Raw genomic sequence first — 24,727 nt, 5'->3', positions numbered from 1 at the left:
ACCAAACCACAAAACCCGCCCTGATTATCGCCAATAACTGAACAACAAAACCTGTTTTTAATCATCAGTCCATCCAATTTAATAGCGAATTAATTATGCCATTGAATGACCAAACTCAGCTAGTATTAAACCAAATCCAACAATTAGGACTATCTCCCCTAAATGAACTTGACCCCACCCAAGCGAGAGAACAAGTAGCGCAGACGGATCAATTTTCCCATAAACCTGAACCTGTCGCCTTGGTGGAGAATCGTCTCATTCCGGGTTCTGAAGTCGATATTCCGATCCGAATTTATACACCCGCCGGAAACCCACCCTTCCCGATTCTGGTATTTTTCCACGGTGGCGGTTGGGTGATTGGAAACTTAGAGGCGGTGGATAGTATCTGTCGCACGTTGACGAATCAAGCCGGGTGTATTGTTGTTTCCGTTGATTACCGTCTCGCACCCGAACATAAATTTCCCGCCGCCGTAGAGGATGCGTATACCGCGACAGAATGGGTAGCTAAAAATGCGGCATCATTTCAGGGTGATCCGCAACGGATTGCGGTGGGTGGAGATAGCGCTGGCGGAAACTTAGCCGCCGTTGTCGCCTTACTGTCACGCGATCGCAATTTCCCCTCCCTAAGTTATCAAGTGCTATTCTATCCCGCGACTCAGTATGGCTTTGACACCGACTCCCATCGGCAAAATGGCAAAGATTACCTGTTAACCATAGAATTATTACTTTGGTTTTGGCATCACTATCTCTCATCAGCCACCGACGGACAAAATCCCCAGGCTTCACCGTTACTCGCGGACGATTTGAGTAACTTACCCCCAGCCCTAATTATCACGGCTGAATATGATCCCCTGCGAGATGAAGGAGAAGCCTATGGAATGCGCTTGCAAAAAGCAGGTGTACCTGTAAGAATGACTCGCTATGAGGGTACAATTCATGGCTTTATTGGCATGGCACAGGTGCTAGATCAAGGTCGAGAAGCCCTAGCCGAAGCCGCCGTCGCCCTCCAGTCTCAGTTCAATTAAAAACCCTTACATAAACCTAGCTGGCTTGGCGCTTCACGAGTATAACAAATGACGAATGACAAATGACAATCCCCGCCGTTAACTTTAATTGTCCCCACCTACTTACTGACTTCTGATTATGAAAATTGTATCACTTGGGTCTTCCGCGATCGCAGCCAGTGTGATCCTGTACCTCAACCCCGGATATGCAGCCATACTCAACACCTCGGTTCGCTTAGCCGGATTCTCCCCGGATAATCGTCATTATATTCATCTAGAAAGTTACCGGGATTCAGTCACAGAAGTTCCCACGGCTCATCTGCAAATTATCAATATCCCCAATAATTCCTGTGTCAGAAATGGTTGTCTGCGAACCAACTATGATCGCGACGCCTATAGTCTTAGCAATCAAGCGGCTGAAAACGACTTGCTGCAAGACACAGTAACCCTCCGACAAGATTTAGGACTAAATCGGCTGAAAGTTGGCATTAAACTCCCTGTCATCGATCGCACCCGTCAGCCAGATGACAGCGAAACTGTTACATTTCGCTTAAACAACCAGCCGTTACAACTGCGCCTAGAACAAAGGCGTATCCCCTCCGTGTTATCGGGAGGCACCTCTCCCGTCGAACGGGCGTCCATGCGCTTAATCATAAACTATCAGAATCAGCGCTTAACTCTAGGTAGTTTGAACAACTACCGGGATGCCGTGAAAGGCTATCGGATACGAGAGGTGCGGCTATCTCCTAACCGTAGTAATATCGTGGTTCTGCTAGATATGCTGCAACCGACTCACGAGGATGTCGTCAAAACCACGTTAGTGCAAAGCTTTTCTTTGCAGCCATTTGAGAATTAGTCATAGTGAATCCGGGTTGACTACCTCAGTTAGGGGTGCAGAATGGGGTGTCGGGTGTCGGGTGTCGGGTGTGGAGAATAGCAGCCAAAGGCTTTAGAAAGCAACTTGGTATCAGATGAGATAATCTGGATTGAGACTAGAGTGGCTACTCTCACTACTTTAAACTTATGTGTCTATAAGTTAGAGAACGAAAAGAAACATTAAAAAGTGTTGCAAAGGGTTGTACTTTTCTGAGAGAGTAGTAAATTAGTAATTGAAGCGAAAGAGAAAGCTTCACTGACAGATATTAATGTCACTTGAAAATCGAGAAAGGAGGGAAGGCTAAAACTCTGTTAAATCTAATATCTGTCTTATCCGAGACACAACTTCTAACAGCAACACTCAACGCGAAGACTGATACATCCTCTAACTAGAAATGTAGGGAGCAATGCATCTGAATTCCCGAATTTAGAGCAACTCTATTTAGTATTAATCATGGAGAGGAAGTCACTCAGAGAGCAGGTTGAGTGTTGTTGTTATGTATAGAAAAGTATAAGTATAAAAGATTAATTAGGGTTTGCTGCACAACCCGGAAACCCTTATATATCAAGAGTTAGAGGAGGTTTAAAGCCGACTAGAAGTGCAATACATACCTCCTGGATGGGTGAAAAGCTTGCACTTATAGGGAGACGAAAAGCACTACTGTTTCCTTCATCACCCTCTCACCCCATCTCCCCCTCACCCCATCTCCCCCATCTCCCCCATCTCCCCCAACACTTATTTAGCGTTTGACGGGAAACAGGTTAAGATTTGTATACAGGCGTTGGTTCAAATCACGCCGCCACATCAGCCGTCAACCTTGTTTCCCAATGACCCTTATCCGCGTTCCCCAATCCTGGGAAATTCCCGAAAACCAAATCACGCCTGAAGCCGTTTACTTCAATCGGCGTCGCTTTCTCAAAACCCTAGTCGGTGCGAGTATTCTCCCTATCCTGGGATGTCAAGCCTCCTCCGATGCACAAACCAATAAAGCCCTAGCCGCTACCCTCAATCAACCGACGGTCAAACCCCTTAACACCAATCCCGCATTTGCGAATGTTGACCGTCCCATCACCAATGAGTTACTGGCGGGACAATATAATAACTTCTATGAATTTGGCAGTGGCAAATCGATATGGCAAGCCGCCCAAGCCTTACCCACAGATGAGTGGAAGGTTGAAGTCACCGGATTGGTGAAAAACCCCCGCACCTACGATTTAGACGATTTACGCAAAAAATTCCCCCTCGAAGAACGCATCTATCGCTTCCGTTGTGTCGAAGCCTGGTCAATGGTATTACCCTGGCTAGGATTTCCGATGCGATTATTAATGGAAGAGGTGGAACCCACATCTAAAGCCAAATTTGTCCGGTTTACGTCTTTCGATGATCCTCAAATTAGAATCGGTCCAGCGTGGTCATTCAGTGGTAAACTACCGTGGCCCTACACCGAAGGATTAACGGTAGAGGAAATGGCGAATGACTTGGCATTTTTTGCCGTAGGGATTTATGGTCATTTTCTGCCGAAACAGCATGGGGCACCGATTCGAGAGGTTGTGCCATGGAAATATGGGTTTAAGGGGGCTAAGTCTATTGTCAAGATTGAATTTGTTGAGACTCAACCCGCGACATTTTGGAATACGTTAATTCCTTATGAGTACAAGTTTGAGGCAAATGTCAATCCGGATGTGCCGCACCCACGTTGGTCTCAAGCGACGGAAAAGTTTATTGGCAAGGGACCCGATTTTTCTTGGGAAAGACGGGAAACGTTGCCCTATAACGGCTATGGGGAATATGTGGCACAGTTGTATACTTGATGTTCAACAGGGGGTTAAAACTGTTGCCTGTTCCCTGTTCCCTATTGCCTCTCCCCACTACAAGACTTATTCAGCAGCCGCTAATTATTAACAAAATTAGCGATAATCGGGAAATGATCAGAGGGAAAAATTCCTTGCCATTTCCGATCATCAACCTTCAATTGTTCTAGCTGCACACGACTATCGTAATAAATCGTATCAACAGCCGCAAACGCCTCACCTGTAAACCCATGAATACTTCGCTGTTTTTCTAATTCAACACCTGCTAAGGCATCCTTGAGAGTAATAGAATTCGCTGATAACTCAGATAAGATTTTCCGGGGTAAGCTACCGGGTTCAGCATTAAAATCCCCCGTAAGGAAGAGATAGGTCTTGTCAGGATTGTGGTGAATCATGCGATCGCGGATTAGCCTCGCCCCCAGTTCCCGTGCCTTGGCACTGGTATAATCCAGATGGGTATTAAAACAGGTGATGGTTTTCGACACCTGCGCTACACTAAAGACTGCCCAGCTTGCCATTCGCGGGGCAGGATTTCCCCACTCAGGACTGATACTCCCAGCAATATCAGGCGTATCGCTTAAGAAAAAATCGCCATGATCCAGGCATTTAAGACGGTCTTGGTTATAGAAAATCGCACAATGTTCTCCTGTCCCTGTCCCTGTGCGATCGCCCCCAATACTTTGATAATTCGGTAAACGGCGGTGTAAGTCCAGTAGCTGGTGGGCTTTGCCTTCCTGTGTGCCAATAATATCCGGACGATACTCCTGGATTAGCGCCGCGATCGGATCACGCCGAATCCTCCAATCCTGGTTATCGGGATCAGGCTTATCATAACGGATATTGAAGGTGATGATTTTAATGTTCATTGGTTTGCCATTCGTCTTATGTCATTTGTTGATTGTTCATGGTTCATGGTTGATTGTTGATTGGTAATCATCTTCCCCATCTTCCCCATCTTCCCCATCTTCCCCATCTTCCCCATCTTCCCCATCTTCCCCATCTTCCCCATCTTCCCCATCTTCCCTGTTCCCGCCTATTCCTTATTCCCTATTACCTATTCCTTTTTGCTGATTCTTGATGTTCACAACTCAAATCGAATCTCTATATAACATTTAGTTAACTTATGGTTAAATTAAGGTTAAGCTTTTGCTAATATAATAGAAAGTAGAGAATTAAGACAAGAGGTGAAACATGGCACAGTCCGCATTATCCGATTCCGCACAGGTCAGTAAGCAAAAGTTTCTTTACCCTAGATGCCGCTATTACGGCAAGTTTACACCAGAGGATCTAGCCTTTAATGACAACTTGCAAGAGTTTGCCCAGAAGGTGTCCTATATTTCCGCCCTAGAAACTGGCGGCAAGATTTCCTCTGAACAAGCCTATCAGCAAGTGCAGTCACTCTGGAAGCAATTGAAACATAGTAAGGAATCCTTGGGGATTGGTCAAGCTAACCCCCCCAAAACCTAATAGATTGTGTATAAAATGGTCGTTTAAGAAAAACTGTGATACAAGATGCTGCCATTCTAGTCATTGAAGATGAAGAAATTTTGCGGGACATTATCCTTAATGTCTTACAGGAAAAAGGGTATAAGGCAATTGGCACTGGCGATTCTCACAGGGGCTTACTCTTAGCCAAAGAGTTTGTCCCTGATTTGATTTTGTGCGATATTCGGATGCCAAAGTTAGATGGGTATGAAGTTCTCAAAGGTTTACGCCAAGATTCAAGGACTACAACGATACCCTTTATTTTTATTTCGGCAGAAAAAAGCCAAACTGTTAGGCATCAATGGCAAAAGTTTGGTGCGAATGGTTATCTGGCTAAGCCTTTTACAACCGATGAACTCTTAACAGTGATCGCCAATCATATCAATTTTTATAAGTGAGGGCGGGTTTTGTTGATACGTTATCGGTGACAAGATAATTGAGTTCCTAAACCCGCCCCTACAATTGTTCCTAAACCCGCCCCTACAAGGGATCAGGATCTACACTGCGTAGTAGTGCTGACAAAATGTCTACCAGAAACAATGAACCGACGCAAGAAACGCTACTCGCTGAGATTTCTGATCCGGAATCTTCGTCAATCCCTTTCAGTATTTCGTTATAGCGGACAAGCCTTGAAGTTAGTGTGGACAACCAGTCACAGACTAACCCTGGTGCTAGCAATTTTAACCGTTATCGCGGGATTATTACCCGCTGCGATCGCATACTTGGGCAAATTGATTGTCGATACCGTGGTATTGGCGTCTCAGTCAGGATTAGCCGCCCATCGTTGGCTAGCGTTAGGCTATGTCGGATTAGAAGCGATCGCGGTTATGATACTGGCAGGAAGTCAGCGCGGTCAAACGGTTTGCCAGTCGCTATTGCGGGTATTATTAGCGCAACGGGTGAATGTGTTAATTCTAGAAAAAGCTTTAACCTTAGACTTACCCCACTTCGAGGACTCCGAATTTTACGACAAAATGACCCAGGCGCGGCGAGAAGCCTCCAGTCGCCCTCTGGCGCTAGTGACGCGAACCTTTGGACTGGTTCGGGATAGTTTGTCCCTACTCACCTTTGGCGGATTACTGCTGCAATTCTCAACTTGGGCGGTGGCGATATTAATCATCGCCGCCATTCCTCCCTTTATCGCCGAAACCCGCTTTGCTGGCGTCGCCTTTCGCTTATTCCGGTGGCGTTCCCCAGAAACCCGCCAGCAGCATTACTTGGAAACCTTAATTGCCAGAGAAGATTACGCCAAGGAGATTCAGCTATACCAGCTTGGCGCAACCATGCTACAACGCTACAACGACACCTTCAGACGCCTTTACCGAGAAGATAGAGATTTGACGATTCGGCGGGGATTTTGGGGGTATTTGTTAGGGTTACTAAGTACGCTGACATTTTATGGGGCGTATGCGTGGATTGTCATCGAAACCATCTTGGGTCGAATTTCCTTAGGCGAGATGACCATGTATTTAACCGTATTTCGCCAAGGACAATCTACCTTTTCTGCCATACTTACCTCAATTGGCGGGATGTATGAAGATAACCTCTATATTTCCAACCTCTATGAATTCCTCGAACAAGAGGTTCCCCAATCTCAGGGAACAGCCACTCAGGGGATAAAACCGGGGGATGGGATTCGGTTTGAGACTGTATTTTTCACCTATCCCGGCAGTCAAACCCCGGCACTAAAAGGGATTAACCTGCACTTAAAACCGGGAGAAAAGTTAGCCATTGTCGGCGAAAATGGGTCAGGAAAGACAACATTAATTAAACTCTTAACTCGTCTCTATACACCCGATTCCGGGCGCATTCTCTTAGATGGGGTAGATTTACAGGAATGGAAACTTGATACCCTACGCCGTCGGATTGGGGTAATATTCCAGAACTTTGTCCGCTATCAATTTACCGTAGGCGAGAATGTTGGCGTTGGAGATGTAGACTATTTGCAAGACGAAAATCGCTGGAAAAATGCAGCGGAGAAAGGTATGGCGAAACCCTTTATTGAATTAATGCCAGACGGATTTAGCACCCAGTTAGGGCGATGGTTTAAAGGAGGACAGGAACTATCTGGAGGTCAATGGCAGAAAATAGCCCTATCTCGCGCTTTTATGCGAACCGGTGCAGATATTTTAGTCTTAGATGAACCCACAGCCGCCATGGATGCAGAAGCGGAGGTGCGAGTCTTTGACCACTTCCGCACGATTACCCAGAATCAAATGGTGGTGTTAATTTCCCATCGTTTCTCCACAGTACGCATGGCGGACAAAATTGTGGTGATGGCGGGGGGAGAAATCATTGAACAGGGAACCCATGAGGAATTAGTGCAGCTTGGCGGACGTTATGCGCGGTTATTTGCGCTACAGGCGGCGGGATATCAATAATTTGTCCTTTGTCCTTTGTCCTTTGTCCTTTGTCCTTTGTCCTTTGTCATTTGTCATTTGTCCTTGGTGTTATTTAACAATTTGTTACGGTCGTTTTCCCTCAAAAGAGAGATGATGGTAAGGCACTATCTCGTATAGCTCAAATTAGAGTAAGTTCCCGACTAAGGAGGAGTTTATGTCATCAGTACGAGTCATCTACGCACCCCCTCCCACAGACTCTTCCATTCCCGCTTCCATCTTTAGCATTCAAATTAAGGACGATGAAGATGTGGAGTGGTATTGGACACAGTTACCGGATGGGAATCGGGTCGTAACAAACTACCAGTTGGTTAAAATCCGTCAAGATGTGCATAGTTTGTAGTAAGGGAACCTCAGCCTATCAAATTATCGCCGAGACCGCTTTCAGTGCGATCGCACAAGTTTCGTAGTTCGTAGGGTGGGTGAGGCGGGACTCAATTGTAAGACATAACCATTTAATTAGATATCCGCCGTAACCCACCAATCCTTAGCTAATACAGTTCGTAGTTTGTAGTAAGGGAACCTCAGCCTATCAAATTATCGCTGAGACCGCTTTCAGTGCGATCGCACAGTTCGTAGTTCGTAGTGGACTGACACAGCTAAAATGATGGAATAGATTTCACCATTGAATCGGGCGCACGCCATGCGCCCCTACGGTTTCCGGGCTTCCATTCTAATTCATCTTGCTTAGGTGTACCACACCGCCATCTTAATTAATTAGATATCCGCCATAACCCAGCCATCCTCGGCGCTAAACCGTTAACTGTTGGAATGAAAAGGATTTTGGCGACTAGAAGTCGCAGCTACACTTGACTTGCGTCCGCCTGCGCGGACTAGCTTATAAAGGGGGTGGCTAACCCGGATTTGGTATAAATTGTGTAGGGGCGGGTTTCACAACTATCTTTTCGGTTGTAACCCGATGTAACTAAACCCGCCCCGATTCAGCTTTTTAGACTTTGAATAAATATGCCATGAAAGTCAAACTAACACCGGAAGGACAAATTAGAATTCCTGCCCACATTTGCCAAAAACTAGGACTTCAAGGAGGAGAGGAAATATTACTGCTCCTAGAAGAAACTGATCTAAAATTGCGAATCATTAAGCCTAAGCGACTTAGGGAATTTTACGGCGTCTTACCTGCAACTGTTCCTTATCCCGGTAAAGAGGCAATTCGTCAGAGTGTCGCGGAAACACTTGCCCAAAAAACTCAGATTGAAAACTCATGACAGACTTATGGGTTGATGCTAATGTCTTACTCCGTTTATTAACCGGAGAGCCATCAGGCTTTGCTCAACGATCACTGAGATTAGTAGAACGGGCTGAACGAGGAGAAGTGACACTTACACTTTCACCTAACTTTTCATGGGAAGTCCAGAAACCTGAGTCGGGGCGGGTTTAGTCACATCTGGGTGCAACCGAAAAGATAGTAGTGAAACCCGCCCCTACACACTCAACACTAACGTTGCCTTAAATAACTGGCGTACCTGAATCACTTGTTAGAGTATTAGTATGCTCAACCCTATTTATCTGAATCAAAGAAATGAACGCCCTCCAAGTCCAACTCCCTGTAATTGGCATAGTGGGGATGCTTTTATACCAAATTCGGGTTAGCTACCCCTGTTATAAACCAGTCCGCGCAGGCGGACTTTGTTTGTGTAGCAGCGATTTTAATCGCCTCCTCAAAAGGCTAGGTGGCTAGGAAGATAAACTATCTGATTTATTGGTTTTCCGGCTGACTCTCATCCTGATGAACAATCTGACGCAGATCCGTAAGTGGGGAGTCAGATGGCTCAAGTTTTAAATTATTTCGGCGATAGGTTTCTACAGCACTCTGTTCTTCAATATAAAATTCCAGATTAATTTTCAGTTTAACCTTTCCTTTTTTCCAGCGATCTGCACCTAACCTAAGAATTTCACAATCGATTCCCTGGCTAAACCATTTCCCTGAGTCATCATCACCTGTGGGTTTCAGAATAGTTTCATCGATAGTCACTCCATTATCACTTAAACTATCGTTGAATTTCGCTCCGATATCTGAAGTCAAGGATTGATTTAAAGCCTTTTTCAATTTATGAACTTTGTATGTATCCTCTCCAAACGACAGAACATCATTATCCCCACACTCTAATAAATAAAATTTACCGTTCATCTTACTCTCCAGTTGTCGTTGGCAAAATTCTCACTATAACTATCGCAAGGCTAGACATGCGATACCACTAGCTCGGATAATATGGGTAGACAAAACTCCCTGGCTACCGACTGAACTTCCTGATTCAGTCGTTACCCATTATGCGGCTTCATCACTTCAATGTCGCGAAGTTGACACTCTAAATTTCGTTGAATGCTCAGATCCTGTTACTCTAGACGACTATCCAGCGGTTGTCAATCATCCCCTAGATTCGCCAATCCCAAAAAGTATTTTTCTTCGGTAAAATAGCAAATAATTGCTGTGCCAAACTCTTCCATCCCACTATAGCTAGCCTGAATAAGTTGTGCAATACGGTGTACGATACACTGTACGACTGAATCAGATAATAGGAGAAGACAACGATGAAAAAATATGTTTGCACCGTTTGCAACTACGAATACGATCCCGAACAAGGTGATCCCGATGGTGGTATCGAACCCGGAACCGCCTTTGAGGATATCCCGGATGACTGGGTATGTCCCGTCTGTGGGGCGGCTAAATCGGATTTTGAACCCTTAGAATAATCATAACCCTGAGTAATGCAAGCACTTTGTCTCTTAAAATTGTCGTTATCGGTGGGGGTGCGGCTGGTTTTTTCGGCGCGATCGCATCTGCATCCGCCCATCCTCACACCCAAGTCATCCTGCTGGAAGCCTCGAAAACGCCTTTAACTAAGGTGCGGATTTCTGGTGGGGGGCGCTGTAATGTTACTCATGCTTGCTTTGACCCCGCCCTTTTGGTACAAGCCTATCCTAGGGGGGGTAAAGCCTTGCGTGGGGCGTTTACGCGGTTTCAACCCAAAGATACGATCGCCTGGTTTGAGGCGCAGGGGGTACAGTTGAAAACCGAAGCGGATGGGCGGATATTCCCGGTTACGGATACGTCGCAAACGATTGTTGATTGTCTCATCCATGCGGCTATAAGCGCAGGGGTTCAGATTCGCACCGCGACTCCGGTTAAATCCATTCGCTTTACTTCTGGGTTTCAAATCCAATTAAAAACTGGAGAAATTATCGAGTGCGATCGCGTACTTTTGGCGACGGGAAGTAATCCCCTTGGCTATCGCTTTGCCAAGAATTTGGGTCATTCTATCCAACCCCCAGTTCCCTCTTTATTTACGTTTACGATATCAGACCCACGCTTACAGGATTTAGCCGGAATAAGTGTGAATGATGTTTGTCTAAAACTACCAGAAGCCGGGAAAACTGTCAAGGAACAAACCGGACCCTTACTGATTACCCATTGGGGATTAAGTGGTCCGGCTGTCCTGAAACTGTCGGCGTGGGCGGCTCGATTTTTCCACGATTGTCACTACCAAACTCCTTTAGTGATTAATTGGCTTCCCCAATACAACCAAGACTATCTACGCCAGCTATTACTATCGGTTAAATCTCAACTTCCGCACCGTCATATCAGCACGAGTTGCCCAATTCCGATTCCGAAACGGTTATGGCAGAGTTTAATTAGCTATGTTGGGATTGACCCAAACAAACGTTGGGCAGAACTCTCGAAAAAAGCTCTGAATCAATTGGTTAAAGAACTGAGTCAGGGACATTATTTGATTCAAGGAAAAGGTGTTTTTAAGGAGGAATTTGTCACCTGCGGTGGGATAAATTTAAAAGAGGTGAATTTTAAAACTATGGAAAGTCGCTGCTGTCCGGGGCTGCACTTTGCGGGTGAAATCCTGGATGTTGATGGAATCACGGGCGGATTTAATTTTCAGAATGCTTGGACAACGGCTTGGTTAGCGGGTCAAGCAATGGGGACAATGTAGGGGCGGGTTTAGGGACTAAAATTGGTTGGTTATTGATAACTGAATAACGAAACCCGCCCGGTTCAATCTAGGGGCAAAATGATTCAGCATGTATATCTAACCTATCAGCATCGGAATTGTATTTTTTCAACGCAGAGGAGCGCAGAGGGGTACGCAGAGGGACGCAGAGGGGGTAAAGGATTTGAGGGGCAATTTTATAGAATTGATAATAAAATAAAATGACATTAGTCCTTTTGGGGATAAATTTAAGTTATTGTTTGGGCAATAAACGAACAATAAAGCTTGCCCTGCTTCACGTATAATTGCAAGGCTTGTGAAGCTCAAGGTTTGCTAGCCATAATTCTTGGAAAAAACGCTATACTATATAATCTATGTCTTCAAACTGGTGAGGATAGAAGTATGTATAAAATCCTAATAGTTTCTGCCCTAACTTTGATAACGTTTACAGGAAATGCCGTCAATAGCATAGCCCAGACATCGCCGCGATCGCCTGCATCATCTCCAGAAATAGATCCCGGATATTACATTGACCTGAATCGGGCGAAAAATCTAGCCCGACAAGCGGCTGAACGGATTAATGGTGGATTGAGGCAATATCGGGCGGAAGCGGCGATGCATGGTCCGGTACAAGATGCACCTTATACAGAAAATGAGGATGGTACTATAACATTTACCTTTAAAGGACGCCCTCCCGGTGCGACAAGGTTCACGGTAGAAACCAGCGTCACTGTCAATCAAACCAATGGCAGGGTTATGGTTAACTATAATAGACCGATTAGAAATTAATTGAATCCTTGGCTAAAAACGTTCATGGCTGAACCATGAACCATGAACGATTAACCATGAACCCTGACAACGATGAAATTTAGTGAACTGGTAGAAAAGCTTAATATAGACAGCGATCGCACGAGTTTATCGGTTAATCCGGATGGTGATCCAGAGATTCAGGGGATCGCCCCAATTGACCAAGCGACCCCCAGTACGATCAGCTATATTGAGGGGGCTAAGTTTGCCGCTAGGCTGAAAACTACCGAGGCGAGGGCGTTAATTTTACCCCCGGATGAAGGGTTACAACGACAAGCCACAGAACGCGGTATTGCTTGGATTGGCGCATCGGAACCCCGACTATTATTTGCCCGGGCGATCGCGCTTTTCTATCAACCCTGGAAACCTGCACCGTCCATTCATTCTAGCGCTGTAATTCACCCAGAGGCGCAGGTAGGGGATGGGGTTTATATTGGGGCGCATGTGGTGATTCAGGCGGGGGTGAGGATTGGTGATCGGGTTTGTATTCATCCGAATGTGGTGATTTATCCCGATGTCAAAATCGGTGATCGCACTATTTTACATGCAAACTGTACCATCCATGAACGTAGCCAAATTGGGGCGGATTGTGTGATTCATAGCGGTGCGGTAATTGGGGCGGAAGGGTTTGGTTTTGTCCCCACGAAAGAGGGGTGGTTCAAGATGGAACAATCAGGATACACCGTTTTAGAAGATGGGGTGGAAATCGGCTGTAATACGACGATTGATCGTCCGGCGGTGGGAGAAACTCGGATTGGTAGTAATACTAAAATCGATAACTTAGTCCAAATTGGTCATGGGTGTCAAGTGGGAAGTGCTTGTGCGATCGCGGCGCAAGTTGGCTTGGCTGGGGGGGTGAATGTGGGGAATCGAGTAATCCTCGCTGGACAAGTCGGGATTGCTAATCAAGCTAAGATTGGAGACGGCGCGATCGCAACGGCGAAAACAGGGGTTCATAATAATGTAGAAGCCGGGGCGATTGTCTCGGGTATTCCCGCCGTTCCCCACAAATTATTTTTGAAAGTATCTGCGATTTATAATCGGTTACCCCAAATGTATCAAACGTTAAAGGAATTAAAGAAAAACAAAGGGTGATAAGTAGGTGGACACAATTAATCTGAACGGTGAATAGCTCGCTTCCCTTGAGAAACAAGCTACGTCATTCGTCATTCGTCCTTTGTAAAAGTCCCTTTTTACGACGGCTCAAGTCGATCACAAAAATTTCGCCGTCGTCATATATTTTTTCTCTTAAATCACCCAGCTTTTTCAGATTATCTTGGAAATCTAACGTGTATTGGACTTCGCTTCTGAGAGAAGGACGAAGAACGTTTATAATCCGATCAGGCTCAACCCAGGGATAAATCTCGTCTCCCAGTTTTCCCAACCAATACTCTCTTTGATGAGCGGGTTCTGGATTATAAGAATAGGCGACATATCGAATGGATTGGGACGTTAAATAGTCACTCAGGGCTTCAGCACCTTTGAATAAGGGCATACCCGGTGGTAAACTCGCATGACCTGGACTATCTACAATGTAAATTTTATTACGACTAAAATCCAGTAGAAATGGTTTATCGAGTCGGGTTAAAAGAAGTTCACCTTCGGGAATTGACTCCTGTGCATTTTTATATTGCTCAGCTTCCTGTTTTGGCGCTAAAACTAAAGGCTTACCCGATAAGCTGCGCCGGATATTTCCTACATGACTTTGATAAAACTCTTGGCTGGCATTCCAACCACTCCCTTTACCAATAAGCATACCCAGTACCAGCATAGCAATGAGGGCGGAGGTATATTGAGTAAATTTTGGATCATTCTGATCTGTGTCTTTGACTTCTATCTTGCTGATTATTTTCACCACCAAAACAATAATCGTTATGTATACAAAAGGAAAGGTATAACGTTCAGCTACTACCCCAGCCAAACCCAACAAAAGGGCGATCCCCACAGCAGAACTGATTAGTAGTGATAAAGTTGCTCCACGTTCTTCTTTCTGCCATGTTGTCCCAGGGTTTAATCGTAGATAAGCCCCAGCCACCAATAGAAATCCAATGTGAGTCACTTCCAGTGCTGCTTTAATCATTTCAGAGAACCCTTTTAAGGTCAGCATATCGCTAGTACGCTGCGTATAATGATCGTAATAGATGGCGGCATGATAGCCTTTGCCTAAGAAAGGATAAAGAAATGTTCCGGATGATTGGTATAATGAAATCATCCAGGGTAAAATAAATAGTAACGTCAATACTCCGGCGGCACACAACTCATAGAATGCTTTTTTGATCGGGCGATAAGTCTTAATATAAAAATAGTAACTTGTTGCCAATAAAATAACAGCGGCTATAAGCAAAGTATATTTTGATGAAAAAATAGCGGCTGTAATCAAGGCAATAATAGATGCCCTATTTAAAAAGTGGTAAGATTTTAATTTTTGCCAATCTAGAGTACGAAAAAGACTCAAAAATAATACAGAACCGACGACAATACTGGTCGTATTTCGTGCAGGGGAAATCACCAGTAGCAATGGACATAAAATTAAAAGTCTTTTCTTAGGGGAAATATTGTTATCTTGAAAAAGACCTAAAACACCTAAAAATAAAATGAGCCAGGAAATTCCAGGATCAATGATCCGAATATTACGTTCAGGTAAAATGCTTAGAACAAACGTATGGAGAAAAGACTGAGCGCCTAGGGAGGATTCTAGCCTCCTACGACTGAAAGGATCAAGACCCATTGAACCCATATCTAGCATTTTATTGGGAAAAACCAAATAAGCAAAATAGTCATCAACTGAATGAAATTTATCCGTAGCAACCCATCCGGCATATTGGATGATCAGCAATCCGATAATTAGACAAGCTACGATGATTACCCCAATTTTATTATTCGATTTTATTTTGGCTTTGGTTAAGGAGTTGAGTCTGATAAATTTCGATTGATAAATGTCAAGTATAAAACCAATAAAACCTAAACCTAGATAGAGCAGAATGCTCGTTTTTGAAATTGTCCATGTCAGATTTAATAATCCGCCAATGACCATACTGAAAGCCATCCCCCACGCCGCTTTTTGCCCCCAGTCAACTTGGTCTTTGGGAAACAAAATGCGATTAACAGTTCCTCCCCAACCGCTGAGAGACAATAGAATAAAAATTCCCCAGAAAAATGCGATATAGTATGACATCACTTCTCGTTAGTTTCCTTATCGTGTATGTTGGTAATTTAACTATTAATTAGGTCAGCCTAATTAAAGTCTGAATGAACGACCGTGACTCTACAGAGATGATGAATAAATATTATACAGGAAACTGGAGAAACTTATTCATGTCTGTGTCATGTATTTGTCTATTTTGTGGTTTAGACGAACCTGAGATCAGGAATCGAATCTAATGTAACGGTGGTTACTGAATCGACACTCTAAAGCGTCAGTCCAGTAACCACCGTTAGCAGCAGCTAAGAAGCCAAACAAGAGATGACCTTCTCGCTTGTGTTACAGTTTTTCGGGAACTCTGGTATCGGTTTCGATTACCAGACAGGTGTTCTAGGTGTTGATGAACACTCACACTGACGACTGCACAAACTTGGGTGATAAGGGAAAAGATTCCCCAAAGGAAAACTTAAGCGCAGACGAGAGCGATTTTTGTTTCACCGGTAACTCAATTACAAACTCTGTCCCTTGACCCGGTTGAGAAATACAGGTCAATTGACCCCCATGTTTATCTACCACAATTGAGTGGGAAATCGATAACCCTAAACCCGTCCCTGTGCCAATCGGTTTGGTGGTAAAGAACGGATCAAAGATTTGCGTTTGAATCGCTTCGGGGATACCCGGACCATTATCCTTGATCCGAATAATTACCCGTTCAATCGGTTGCGAGTTCTGGGGTTCGTTGTCTGGTGATTTCTCCAATGGGACAACGGGTAATTGAGAACTCACTGCCGTACATATCGTAATTCTGCGGGGTTCTGGGTGGGTGTCTAAGGCATCAATGGCATTTCCCAGGATATTCAAAAACACCTGATTAAGCTGACTGGCGTAGCATTCCACCGATGGCAAATGACCATAGTGTTTATCAACCTGAATTTCGGGACGATTCAGTGTTGATTTGAGTCGATGCTGTAAGACGAGTAAGGTGCTTTCAATCCCCTCATGGATATCCACTGGCTTAATCTCCGCCTCATCTAAACGGGAGAAATTCCGCAGGGATAAGACAATTTGACGGATGCGATTCGCACCCTCTTCCATGGAGTTCAAGAGTTTGGGAAAATCTGCCCTAACAAAGTCTAAATCAATCGCCTCAATCTCGGCTTGAATTTCGGCAACGGGTTGGGGATAGTGTTTGGCATAGAGTTGCAACAACTGCAACAATTCCATCCCATATTGACGAGTATAGGTAATATTCCCGGCAATGAAACTAATCGGGTTGTTGATTTCGTGGGCAATACCCGCCACCATCTGACCCAAGCTAACCATTTTTTCCTGTTGAATCAGTTGGGTTTGCGTCTTTTTGAGTTGATCTAAGGTGTGCTGGAGATCCTGGTTTTTGACTCTCAACTCCTGTTCCGATTTCCGCAAGGCTTCCTCCGCCTGTTTGCGATCGCTAATATCCCGGATAATTGTGGAAAACACCTCTACCTCTCCAGTGGCGCCGGGATGCGCCATCACCACCTGAGACACGGGAATTTCCCAACCATTTTGGTGCAGGAGTGAGGTTTCACCTTGCCATACTTTGTCCTGGATCACGGTGGGTAAGGCTTCGGCGAACAACCGTTGGTTCACCGACTGGGGATGGAAATCCCACATCCGCAGATGGCTGATCTCCTGATCTGGATCAAGTCCCACCAATTGCCGCCCCGCCTTATTAATATAGAGGAGTGTCCCATCCGGTTCACACATACTGACAAAATCGGTGGTACTTTCCAAAATTGCCGTCAATCGCGCCGTTTTTTGTTCCGCTTGCTTGCGCTGGGTGATGTTGGTACTGGTACTCACCACCCGATAAATCTGTCCGTGTTGATCACGCAGGGGGGTTAATGTGGTAATCCACCACCGTTCTTGTCCCTGTACACTAAAACATTCTTCATAGGATAGGGATGTTCCCGTCTGGACACAGGTGGTGTAATGGTCGGTTATCGTGATTGCCCGATCCGGCGGTAAGATCGCACCGAGGGGTTGATTCCGTAACTGTTCGGCGGGGATACCGATTAACTGTTCGTAAGCGGGATTCACATCCACATAACAAAATTCCCAAGATGGATCAGGGTCACTCTGGCGTTGGTGGACATCGACAACACTAATGGAGTTTTCCACACCATTGAGGATGCTGCTTAAAAATTGTTCTCTCTCTTGTAAGGCTTCCTCGGCTTGTTTGCGATCGCTAATGTCGGTAATCATTCTGAGTACGCCGACAAAACCGCCTTGATCATTAAACAGTGGCGTCGCCGAAATAATCGCCCACAGATTTGATCCATCTTGGCGGCGAAACTTGAAATCGTAGCGTTCCTGGATTCCTTGACGGCGACGGTCTAAGTAGGTTTGGATCAGTGGTTGGGATTCGCTGTCAATAAAATCAAACAGCGATCGCCCCTGCATTTGTGCGATCGTATACCCCAGCATTTGCGCCATGCGACTATTGGCGAAGGTGATTTGGTTATTCTCATCAAACACCCAAACCCCCTCGGATGCGGTTTCCACGATACAGCGATAATGACGTTCCGATTCTCGCAGGGCGGCTTCGGCTTGCTTGCGTTCTGTGATATCTTCAAAAATCCCCAATAGATACTGGGGTGTACCCGTTTCATCCAGCAAGGGGACTTTCTTGGTATTGACGATGCGTTCGCCGCGATGGGGCGTGTTTAAGGGGGCTTCGGGAATATCGACTAATGTACCCCCCATGAGAATTTGTCGGTCTTTCGCCCGTAAGAGTCGGGCTTGTTGGTAAGGTAAAAAATCATAGTCACTCTTACCCAGAACTTGGGCTTTCGAGTAACCCAACAGTTCTTCGCTGGTTTTGTTCCAGTACATCACCTGCAACTCGTTGGCATCTTTAATAAAGACACCCACCGGGAGATTCTCGATCACGGAGTTGAGGAAGGCTTGGGTTTCCCGCAGTTGAAGTTCTGTTTGTTTGCGATCGCTAATATCCAGGATCACGCCATCCAGCCATTGGACGACACCATTCTCATCCCGCGTCCCTTGACCTTTATCATAGACCCAAGCGATTTTGCCATCGGCGCGGACAATCCGGTACTCCAACACGTAGGGGTGTTGGTTGTCAATACTTTGACCCACGCTTTCTTTCACGCGACGGCGATCGTGAGGGTGGATAATACTGTCAAAGGAACGGATGCGATCGCCAATAAACTCTGACGCCTCATAGCCAGAAATATCCTGAATCGCTGAACTCAGAAACGTCATCGTCCCAGCCGAGTCCCAGGTACAACGATAGACAGCGCCCGGAATATTGGCAACTAATGCCTGAAATTGGGCTTCGCTATGTTGCTGCGATTCCTGTGCCTGTTGGTCTTTGGTGGAGTTGGGGGTAGATTCAAGGGAATTGGGTAAAATAGCCATGATTTTCTCCACACTCAGAGGCGTGGCTCAACTATTGCGAGGGTTTTGCGGGAGTAGACAGTTGAATGCTTAAGATTTTATTAAATTTTATCGCCTTTGACATAAAGAATGTTAATAGATATTACTGATTTACATTATCCACATTCATGTAACTAATTGTAAAGCCCTTAGCTCAAATCGCCTGTCACCTAGCTGCACCCAAGTCTCTCAATGGTAGTAATGGTCAATAAGCGAGATTTTGATTCGAGGCGAGGTTGACCATTGGCAGTTGAACCAACTCACTCATGATAAGGCAAGTTATCAAATCGAGCTAGATGTGCTGATTTTCCTCTTTTTCTCTGATTAAAGCGATTTCACTGTCGGAAAGCCCACCGTATTGAACGGGTATTACTTGGTGTAACTAAGTACCTAGACCTCAATTCTGTCCGCTGTACGAAGAAATCTTAACCGTCAACTCTGTCCTGTTCCCTGTTCCCTGTTCCCTGTTCCCTGTTCCCTGTTCCCTGTTCCCTGTTCCCTGTTCCCTGTTTTTTGTTCCCTGTTTTTTGTTCCCTGTTCCCTGTTCCCCAATCTCAACCGTCAACTTTAATTGTGTCCGACTCCTTACAGTTAACGATCAAACAAGGATGATCAGGTAGCTTTTGTTACGTTATTTTTGCGTTCGTCTGAAAACTAGAAGGTCTACTAGGATTTTTCGACCTAATCTTACTTAATTTCAATTCACTAATAGACTGGATTTTGCCTAAATTTTGTTAAAATTGATACCAAATGTTATTGAATAAAAACCAAACCTGAGTGGCGTAGCTTATTTGGTTATATATTTCAGTTAATTAGACTACAAAACAGCCCTGTTTTTACCGAAAAAAATTCCTCTATTATAGAGATAGACAACTTGCCACGCTCGAACTGTTTGATTAGTGGATCAGCCAACGATTTAACAAAACCAATAGTACTCTACAAACTCCGAATCCTCTGTATTTATACAGTTCAGGAGTGGCAAGCTGCCGATGTAATGAGATCACTATTTTGTCACTGTTTAGTCACGTACAAGTAAGCTTTGCATAAAACTGATGCAAGTTTTAAATCGCTTAATGTGACGCTCCATCGCCCAAACCAATCAGTCGAGACAGACGTTGGTCAAATCCTCCTCTTAGACATGAAAATTAACCATTTTTTAGCAAAATCAGCAATTTTGAGCCAAGATTGAGACTCACCTGGCTTAGAGTAAGCCAAGTTTCACTTTGATATAGTTTGACAGCGTTCGCTTGTCTTTCTCGGCTTCCTGTTTAAGCTGCTGCTTTTGCTCGACAGTCACTTTGATTGTAATCGTGGTGCGTTTCATTTACGTCTAGTCACCTCAGATTCTCTACACTAATACTTTAGTATAAAAAAGTATTAAAAAGTGTTACCTAATAAAAGAAATCTTAAGAAATCGATAATTGCTCAGGTTGAACAAATATCCTGAAGGGGAAAAGTAAGAATTTGATTATAAAGATTTTTGATAAGCATAAAGAAAATGCCATGAATCGATCAGCGATTTGAGGCAACGATCTATAGCGACTCATCGGTGACAGTTGTCTATTTTAGAATTTGCCGACATTCAATCCCTAGGCAATTCATCGGCAATCTAAAGGTTTCCGCTTGAGTCCAGGATTTTACTTATTAACGATTAAAGTTTGCAGTGTTTTCCGTGTGTTATGGCTTATAAACTTTCCCAAAGTTGTACTGGGTGTGATACCTGTCGTGTCCAATGTCCAACGGGTGCAATCAAAGTCAAGGATAACCAGACCTGGATTGATCCGAATCTGTGTAACAACTGTGAAGGGTATTATCCTGAACCTCAATGTGTGATTCACTGTCCCATCAGTTCCCCCGTTCCCGCCCATGGGAAAAAGGGACGATACAAGCTGAATCAAAGACCTGCTACCAGTCCGGACTTATTTGCCAATGACAAAACTAATCCCTTTGCCTCCTCCATCGTTATCTGGGAAGCGTCCAACCTATTGGCACAGCGCCTTTCTCTCCCTTGGCACACTGATGCATCTGGAAAACTCTGTTATCAGCGCCAGGTGCGTCAAGGTAAAGGGACAGTGGACTTTTGGCTAACCCCTACCGTCAATGCCGACTCAACGGATACGTTATCGACTGATGAAGCACAAGCGACACTTGAGGCGATGGATATCAAAGCCACCTGTCTCCATTTAATATATGCTGCATACGCCACAGGGTTAGACAAACCGTGGCAGGACGAGTTTACTCTCAACGATGTGCAAATTGAGAACTATTTGGGATTAGAGAAACGCACAGACTTGAGTAAAGCCGCTAAATTAAGTCTAATCAAACAGCTTGCCCAGCAGCCCTGCCAAATTACCCTCGGCGTTCATTGGTCAAAACAAGGCAAAGTCCCCGCATTTAGCATTCCCCAAAGTCGCTTATGGCATCTTCAGCCAATTGAACATCATTTTCAAGAAGACGAACAGGGATACAAACATTTGGTTGGGTTAACCTTTCGGATTAGGGCAGGCATTTGGGCAAAATACTTCTTAAATAGGCAAGGCTGTCAAAACCGAACTGCCTTTTATCAGTATGGTAATCTGCCTCAAACCTTACTCAGCGCCGTGATGAGTAACTGGCAACATCATGAAGGGGCGACACGGATGATGTTGTGGCTGCTGTTTAAAACCCGAATCGGCAAACGACAACGGATTACCGTACCCACATTAATGCGGGTGGCGTATGGAGAGGACAAACTCCTGCGGGCGTCTTCCCAGCGAGATGAACGGAAACGTCTGGTGCGAACATTTGAAAGTGATTTAGAAGTTCTCAGTCATCATGGACTCAAACCCGTGTTTGATCCGGTAACCTATTTACCAGAGATTCAACCCATGTGGGCGAAATTGGGGGAACTTCCCGACGATGCGGATGCGGCGCTAGAGTTTTGGATTCAAGACGGAAATAGCAACAGGCGGTTAACCGATGCAGCGCCTCGTGGTAAGTGGAATCTATTAATGAAAGCCCGGATTTTATGGTTTGAACTGAAGGCAGAATGGGAACATGCGCTGACTAGCGTGGAGCCAAACAAGGTACGATTAACAAAGCGAAATACTAAATCCCAGTCATCCTCTGTACTGTCTGGCGCAGATGTTATCGCGGCGAGACAACGCAACAAACTGAGTCAACGCGACTTAGCGCAATTGACAGGTAAAAGCCAAAGCTGGATTCGAGATATTGAGAAGGAACGGTTTCGGATAAAATTAGAAGACCAACGGTTGTTGCAGGAAGTGCTGGGTTTAGCTGAATTGAATTCTGGATAATAAGTAGGGGGTGACAATTAAAGTTAACGACGGGGATCGTCATTTGTCATTTGTCATTCGTCATTCGTTTATGTAAAGGTTTTGGGATAACTATGATAGTAGGACACAACCGACCACTACAGAATTGATGTAGGGTGGGCAAGCTTTATCAACCGTAAAACGCTGATATTATCATTCGTTTTTCTTGCCCACCTTACGGTAACGTTATGACTCAAAACCCTATCTAACTCGCGAAACGAAGGGTCAACTCTGGGCGGGTTTAGTCACATCTGGGTACAACCGAAAAGATAGTCGTGAAACCCGCCCCTACATACGCGCTAACCAAATCGTAGTGGACTGACCCAGCTAAAATAGGACTTTGTTTGTAGTGAGAACTTTAGTTCTCTCTCCGCCTAGCTGTAGTTGGCTCAAGCCCTCACTACGTACCCAATCTATTGCACCATTTTAGCTGAGTCACGCCGCCATCGTGCGTTAGCGAAGCGTAACGCACCATTACTATAACTGACCAGCTAGCGAAATCAAAGGTCAAGTCAGGGCGGGTTTAGTCACATCTGGATGCAACCGAAAAGATAATAGTGAAACCCGCCCCTACACACGCGCCAGGTTCTTCTACTCAGAACGCCTATCAATCAGCACTTCACCCCCATCGCGATTTAACTTCAATTGAATCACCCCCTGAAACTCAGAATTAATCACCCAGTAACTAACCGTTCCCAGCACCACAGGAGTCAGCTATTAATCAAATTTTCGAGAACTGCAATGTTACAGAAAACCAACTCTCTAAAATTTTTCAACACGGAAGCGGGTTAATTCTGCTGGATGGCTTAGATGAAGTTAGGGAAGAAGATGCCGATCGCGTCTTAACTCAGATTCAAGCCTTTACCGAAGACTATGATACTAACACCTTTGTCATTACTTGCCGAATTGCTGCACGAGAGTATACCTTTGAAGAGTTTACAGATGTTGAGGTCGATGATTTTGACGATAAGCAGATTCGCACATTTGCTACCAAATGGTTTCAGGCTAAACAATTAGATTTAGCTGATTATTTTATAGAACAGTTAGAAAATAACAAACCCATCAAAGAACTGGCAAGCAACCCCTTACTGTTGACATTACTGTGTATAGAATTTGAAGATTCTGGGGAATTTCCAGCTAACCGGGCTGAATTGTACAGTCGAGCTATTCATACGCTTTTACGGAAATGGGATGCGAAGCGGCGGATTGTACGAGAGCAGGTTTACAAGAAATTGTCAGTCCAGCGTAAAGAGGATTTATTGAGTAAAATTGGTTTCACTACCTTTGAGCGGGGAAGGTATTTATTTAAGCAAAGAGAGATTGAGCGGTATATCGCTGATTACATTCGCAATTTACCCGATGCTAAAACTGATCCGGATGCGTTGTTATTAGACAGTGATGAAGTTCTAAAATCGATTGAAGCCCAACATGGGTTGCTAGTAGAACGGGCGAGAGGCATTTATTCCTTTTCTCATTTGACGTTTCAAGAGTATTTTACGGCTAGAGAAATTGTAGCTAAATCCGATATTGATTTATTAGTCAGTAAGATGACGGAAAAGCATTGGCGTGAGGTGTTTTTGCTGACGGCTGGCATGATGCGAAATGCTGATGAACTGGTGCAGCAGATGAAGCAAAAAATTGATGACTTGCTAGCTGGATATGAAAAATTACAGCAATTTCTGATATGGTTGGATGAAAAGGCGCGATCGGTTAAAAGTCCAAAAAAATTAGTCATTGTTAGAACATTCTATTTAAACCTTTTCTATTCTCTAGAGCTTGATCAGAGAATCAATTCTGTTTTTCACCCAACAATAATTGATTTTCCCATGTTTAATGGTGAATCAAGTCAGTTAGTAGAGAAAGACATCTACTCAAGTAATGATATGATGTCTCTGGATTATTGGTTGACGAGTGCTCTTGAGTGTGTAATAGTAGCTGTGTGGAATGATACTGAAGCCTACTTTGATGAGGCAGTATGGTGTCTCTCAGATGCATCGAGATGTAACTTAAGTCTAGAATTACAGAAGGCACTTGGGAAGCTCAGTAAAGCACTTCCTTTTTCTGGTGATCAAGATGCTTTTAATAAATGTAATTTATTTTTAAATTCTGAAAGATATATCTGGATTAAAGGCTTGAGGAATGTAATGATGCAGTATTGCAATTTTGGTCATAATTGGCAGTTTAGCAAGAAACAGGAGCAATTATTTCAGCAGTATTACGAAGCCAATAAACTGCTAGTCAATTGCCTCAACAGTGATTGTTACATCAGCGTTGAAACCATTGCAAGAAAGCCTATTCCCTATTGCCCTGAAGGGGTGACAAGCTCACGTCAAAGGTAGGCAGGGTTTGGGGAACCGGGTGTGGGGTGTGGGGAAAATCGGTAAGAAACACAAAAGCCCATAAGAGGAGATAGGGTAAGGAGTGAGCGCTCTTTCTAGCGAGCCAACGCATAAACAATAGAGTTTTTTGTTACTCCCTTTTTAAAGTT

The 24,727-nt window shown here is 44.6% G+C and carries 20 protein-coding genes; 15 read left to right on the top strand and 5 right to left on the bottom strand.

What is annotated here, in order from left to right; genetic code table 11:
- Nucleotides 1–95: 95 nt before the first annotated feature.
- The 3 genes from RIE73_RS08825 (at nt 96) to msrP (ending at nt 3,692) form a co-directional block, all read left to right on the top strand.
- The gene (locus tag RIE73_RS08825) at nt 96–1,025 is read left to right on the top strand and encodes an alpha/beta hydrolase (protein WP_446400840.1); all 930 of its coding nucleotides are present in this window, start codon (nt 96–98) and stop codon (nt 1,023–1,025) included.
- Nucleotides 1,026–1,143: 118 nt separating this feature from the next.
- Nucleotides 1,144–1,860 carry a DUF2259 domain-containing protein gene (locus RIE73_RS08820; RefSeq protein WP_446400839.1) on the top strand — a complete coding sequence of 239 codons (717 nt, stop codon included), beginning with the start codon at nt 1,144–1,146 and terminating at the stop codon, nt 1,858–1,860.
- 848 nt (nt 1,861–2,708) lie between these two features.
- On the top strand, nt 2,709–3,692 hold the full coding sequence (gene msrP, locus RIE73_RS08815) for a protein-methionine-sulfoxide reductase catalytic subunit MsrP (RefSeq protein WP_446400838.1): 984 nt from the start codon (nt 2,709–2,711) through the stop codon (nt 3,690–3,692).
- A gap of 80 nt (nt 3,693–3,772) precedes the next feature.
- Here msrP and RIE73_RS08810 read toward each other — a convergent pair whose 3' ends face one another.
- Nucleotides 3,773–4,558, bottom strand: coding sequence for an endonuclease/exonuclease/phosphatase family protein (locus tag RIE73_RS08810; protein WP_446400837.1), 786 nt, complete (start codon nt 4,556–4,558; stop codon nt 3,773–3,775).
- A gap of 325 nt (nt 4,559–4,883) precedes the next feature.
- Here RIE73_RS08810 and RIE73_RS08805 point away from each other — a divergent pair, with 325 nt between their 5' ends.
- The 6 genes from RIE73_RS08805 to RIE73_RS08780 all read left to right on the top strand — a co-directional run bounded on the left by RIE73_RS08805 (nt 4,884) and on the right by RIE73_RS08780 (nt 8,975).
- Entirely contained in the window at nt 4,884–5,159 is a 276-nt protein-coding gene (locus tag RIE73_RS08805; protein ID WP_446400836.1) for a DUF7219 family protein, read from the top strand.
- A gap of 35 nt (nt 5,160–5,194) precedes the next feature.
- The gene (locus RIE73_RS08800) at nt 5,195–5,575 is read left to right on the top strand and encodes a response regulator (protein ID WP_446400835.1); all 381 of its coding nucleotides are present in this window, start codon (nt 5,195–5,197) and stop codon (nt 5,573–5,575) included.
- 141 nt (nt 5,576–5,716) lie between these two features.
- A complete protein-coding gene (locus tag RIE73_RS08795) occupies nt 5,717–7,558 on the top strand; it encodes an ABC transporter ATP-binding protein (protein WP_446400834.1) in 1,842 nt (613 codons plus the stop codon).
- Nucleotides 7,559–7,733: 175 nt separating this feature from the next.
- Nucleotides 7,734–7,919 (top strand): hypothetical protein, encoded by a 186-nt coding sequence (locus RIE73_RS08790; protein ID WP_446400833.1) that lies wholly within the window; start codon nt 7,734–7,736, stop codon nt 7,917–7,919.
- A 628-nt stretch (nt 7,920–8,547) separates the two neighbouring features.
- Nucleotides 8,548–8,802, top strand: a complete 255-nt coding sequence (locus RIE73_RS08785) for an AbrB/MazE/SpoVT family DNA-binding domain-containing protein (RefSeq protein WP_446400832.1) — start codon at nt 8,548–8,550, stop codon at nt 8,800–8,802.
- The gene (locus RIE73_RS08780) at nt 8,799–8,975 is read left to right on the top strand and encodes a hypothetical protein (protein WP_446400831.1); all 177 of its coding nucleotides are present in this window, start codon (nt 8,799–8,801) and stop codon (nt 8,973–8,975) included. Before RIE73_RS08785 ends, RIE73_RS08780 begins: the two co-directional genes overlap by 4 nt.
- A 318-nt stretch (nt 8,976–9,293) precedes the next feature.
- Here the strand turns inward: RIE73_RS08780 and RIE73_RS08775 are convergent, their stop codons facing one another.
- Nucleotides 9,294–9,725 (bottom strand): KGK domain-containing protein, encoded by a 432-nt coding sequence (locus RIE73_RS08775; protein WP_446400830.1) that lies wholly within the window; start codon nt 9,723–9,725, stop codon nt 9,294–9,296.
- 401 nt (nt 9,726–10,126) lie between these two features.
- On the opposite strand from RIE73_RS08775, the gene rd reads away from it, so the two are divergent.
- From rd to lpxD, 4 genes are all read left to right on the top strand, one after another.
- Complete coding sequence (gene rd, locus RIE73_RS08770; protein WP_446400829.1) at nt 10,127–10,288, top strand: rubredoxin; 162 nt, start codon at nt 10,127–10,129, stop codon at nt 10,286–10,288.
- Nucleotides 10,289–10,314: 26 nt separating this feature from the next.
- Entirely contained in the window at nt 10,315–11,538 is a 1,224-nt protein-coding gene (locus tag RIE73_RS08765; protein WP_446400828.1) for an NAD(P)/FAD-dependent oxidoreductase, read from the top strand.
- Between the two features lie 399 nt (nt 11,539–11,937).
- Nucleotides 11,938–12,324: a hypothetical protein gene (locus RIE73_RS08760; protein ID WP_446400827.1), complete on the top strand. Its 387-nt coding sequence runs from the start codon at nt 11,938–11,940 to the stop codon at nt 12,322–12,324.
- A 72-nt stretch (nt 12,325–12,396) separates the two neighbouring features.
- Nucleotides 12,397–13,437, top strand: a complete 1,041-nt coding sequence (gene lpxD, locus RIE73_RS08755; RefSeq protein WP_446400826.1) for a UDP-3-O-(3-hydroxymyristoyl)glucosamine N-acyltransferase — start codon at nt 12,397–12,399, stop codon at nt 13,435–13,437.
- A gap of 64 nt (nt 13,438–13,501) precedes the next feature.
- Here the strand turns inward: lpxD and RIE73_RS08750 are convergent, their stop codons facing one another.
- The 3 genes from RIE73_RS08750 to RIE73_RS08740 form a co-directional block, all read right to left on the bottom strand.
- Nucleotides 13,502–15,517: a hypothetical protein gene (locus RIE73_RS08750; RefSeq protein ID WP_446400825.1), complete on the bottom strand. Its 2,016-nt coding sequence runs from the start codon at nt 15,515–15,517 to the stop codon at nt 13,502–13,504.
- 375 nt (nt 15,518–15,892) lie between these two features.
- A complete protein-coding gene (locus RIE73_RS08745) occupies nt 15,893–18,907 on the bottom strand; it encodes a PAS domain S-box protein (RefSeq protein WP_446400824.1) in 3,015 nt (1,004 codons plus the stop codon).
- A gap of 1,219 nt (nt 18,908–20,126) precedes the next feature.
- On the bottom strand, nt 20,127–20,249 hold the full coding sequence (locus RIE73_RS08740; RefSeq protein WP_446378589.1) for a hypothetical protein: 123 nt from the start codon (nt 20,247–20,249) through the stop codon (nt 20,127–20,129).
- A gap of 355 nt (nt 20,250–20,604) precedes the next feature.
- Here RIE73_RS08740 and RIE73_RS08735 point away from each other — a divergent pair, with 355 nt between their 5' ends.
- On the top strand, nt 20,605–22,221 hold the full coding sequence (locus RIE73_RS08735; RefSeq protein ID WP_446400823.1) for a helix-turn-helix domain-containing protein: 1,617 nt from the start codon (nt 20,605–20,607) through the stop codon (nt 22,219–22,221).
- A gap of 1,109 nt (nt 22,222–23,330) precedes the next feature.
- Nucleotides 23,331–24,578: an NACHT domain-containing protein gene (locus RIE73_RS08730; RefSeq protein ID WP_446400822.1), complete on the top strand. Its 1,248-nt coding sequence runs from the start codon at nt 23,331–23,333 to the stop codon at nt 24,576–24,578.
- Nucleotides 24,579–24,727: the final 149 nt, after the last annotated feature.

This window comes from Coleofasciculus sp. C1-SOL-03, from assembly GCF_040220555.1.
In the GTDB taxonomy this organism is placed as follows: Bacteria; Cyanobacteriota; Cyanobacteriia; order Cyanobacteriales; family Coleofasciculaceae; genus Coleofasciculus.
This window is presented reverse-complemented; position numbering and strand designations above follow the sequence as displayed.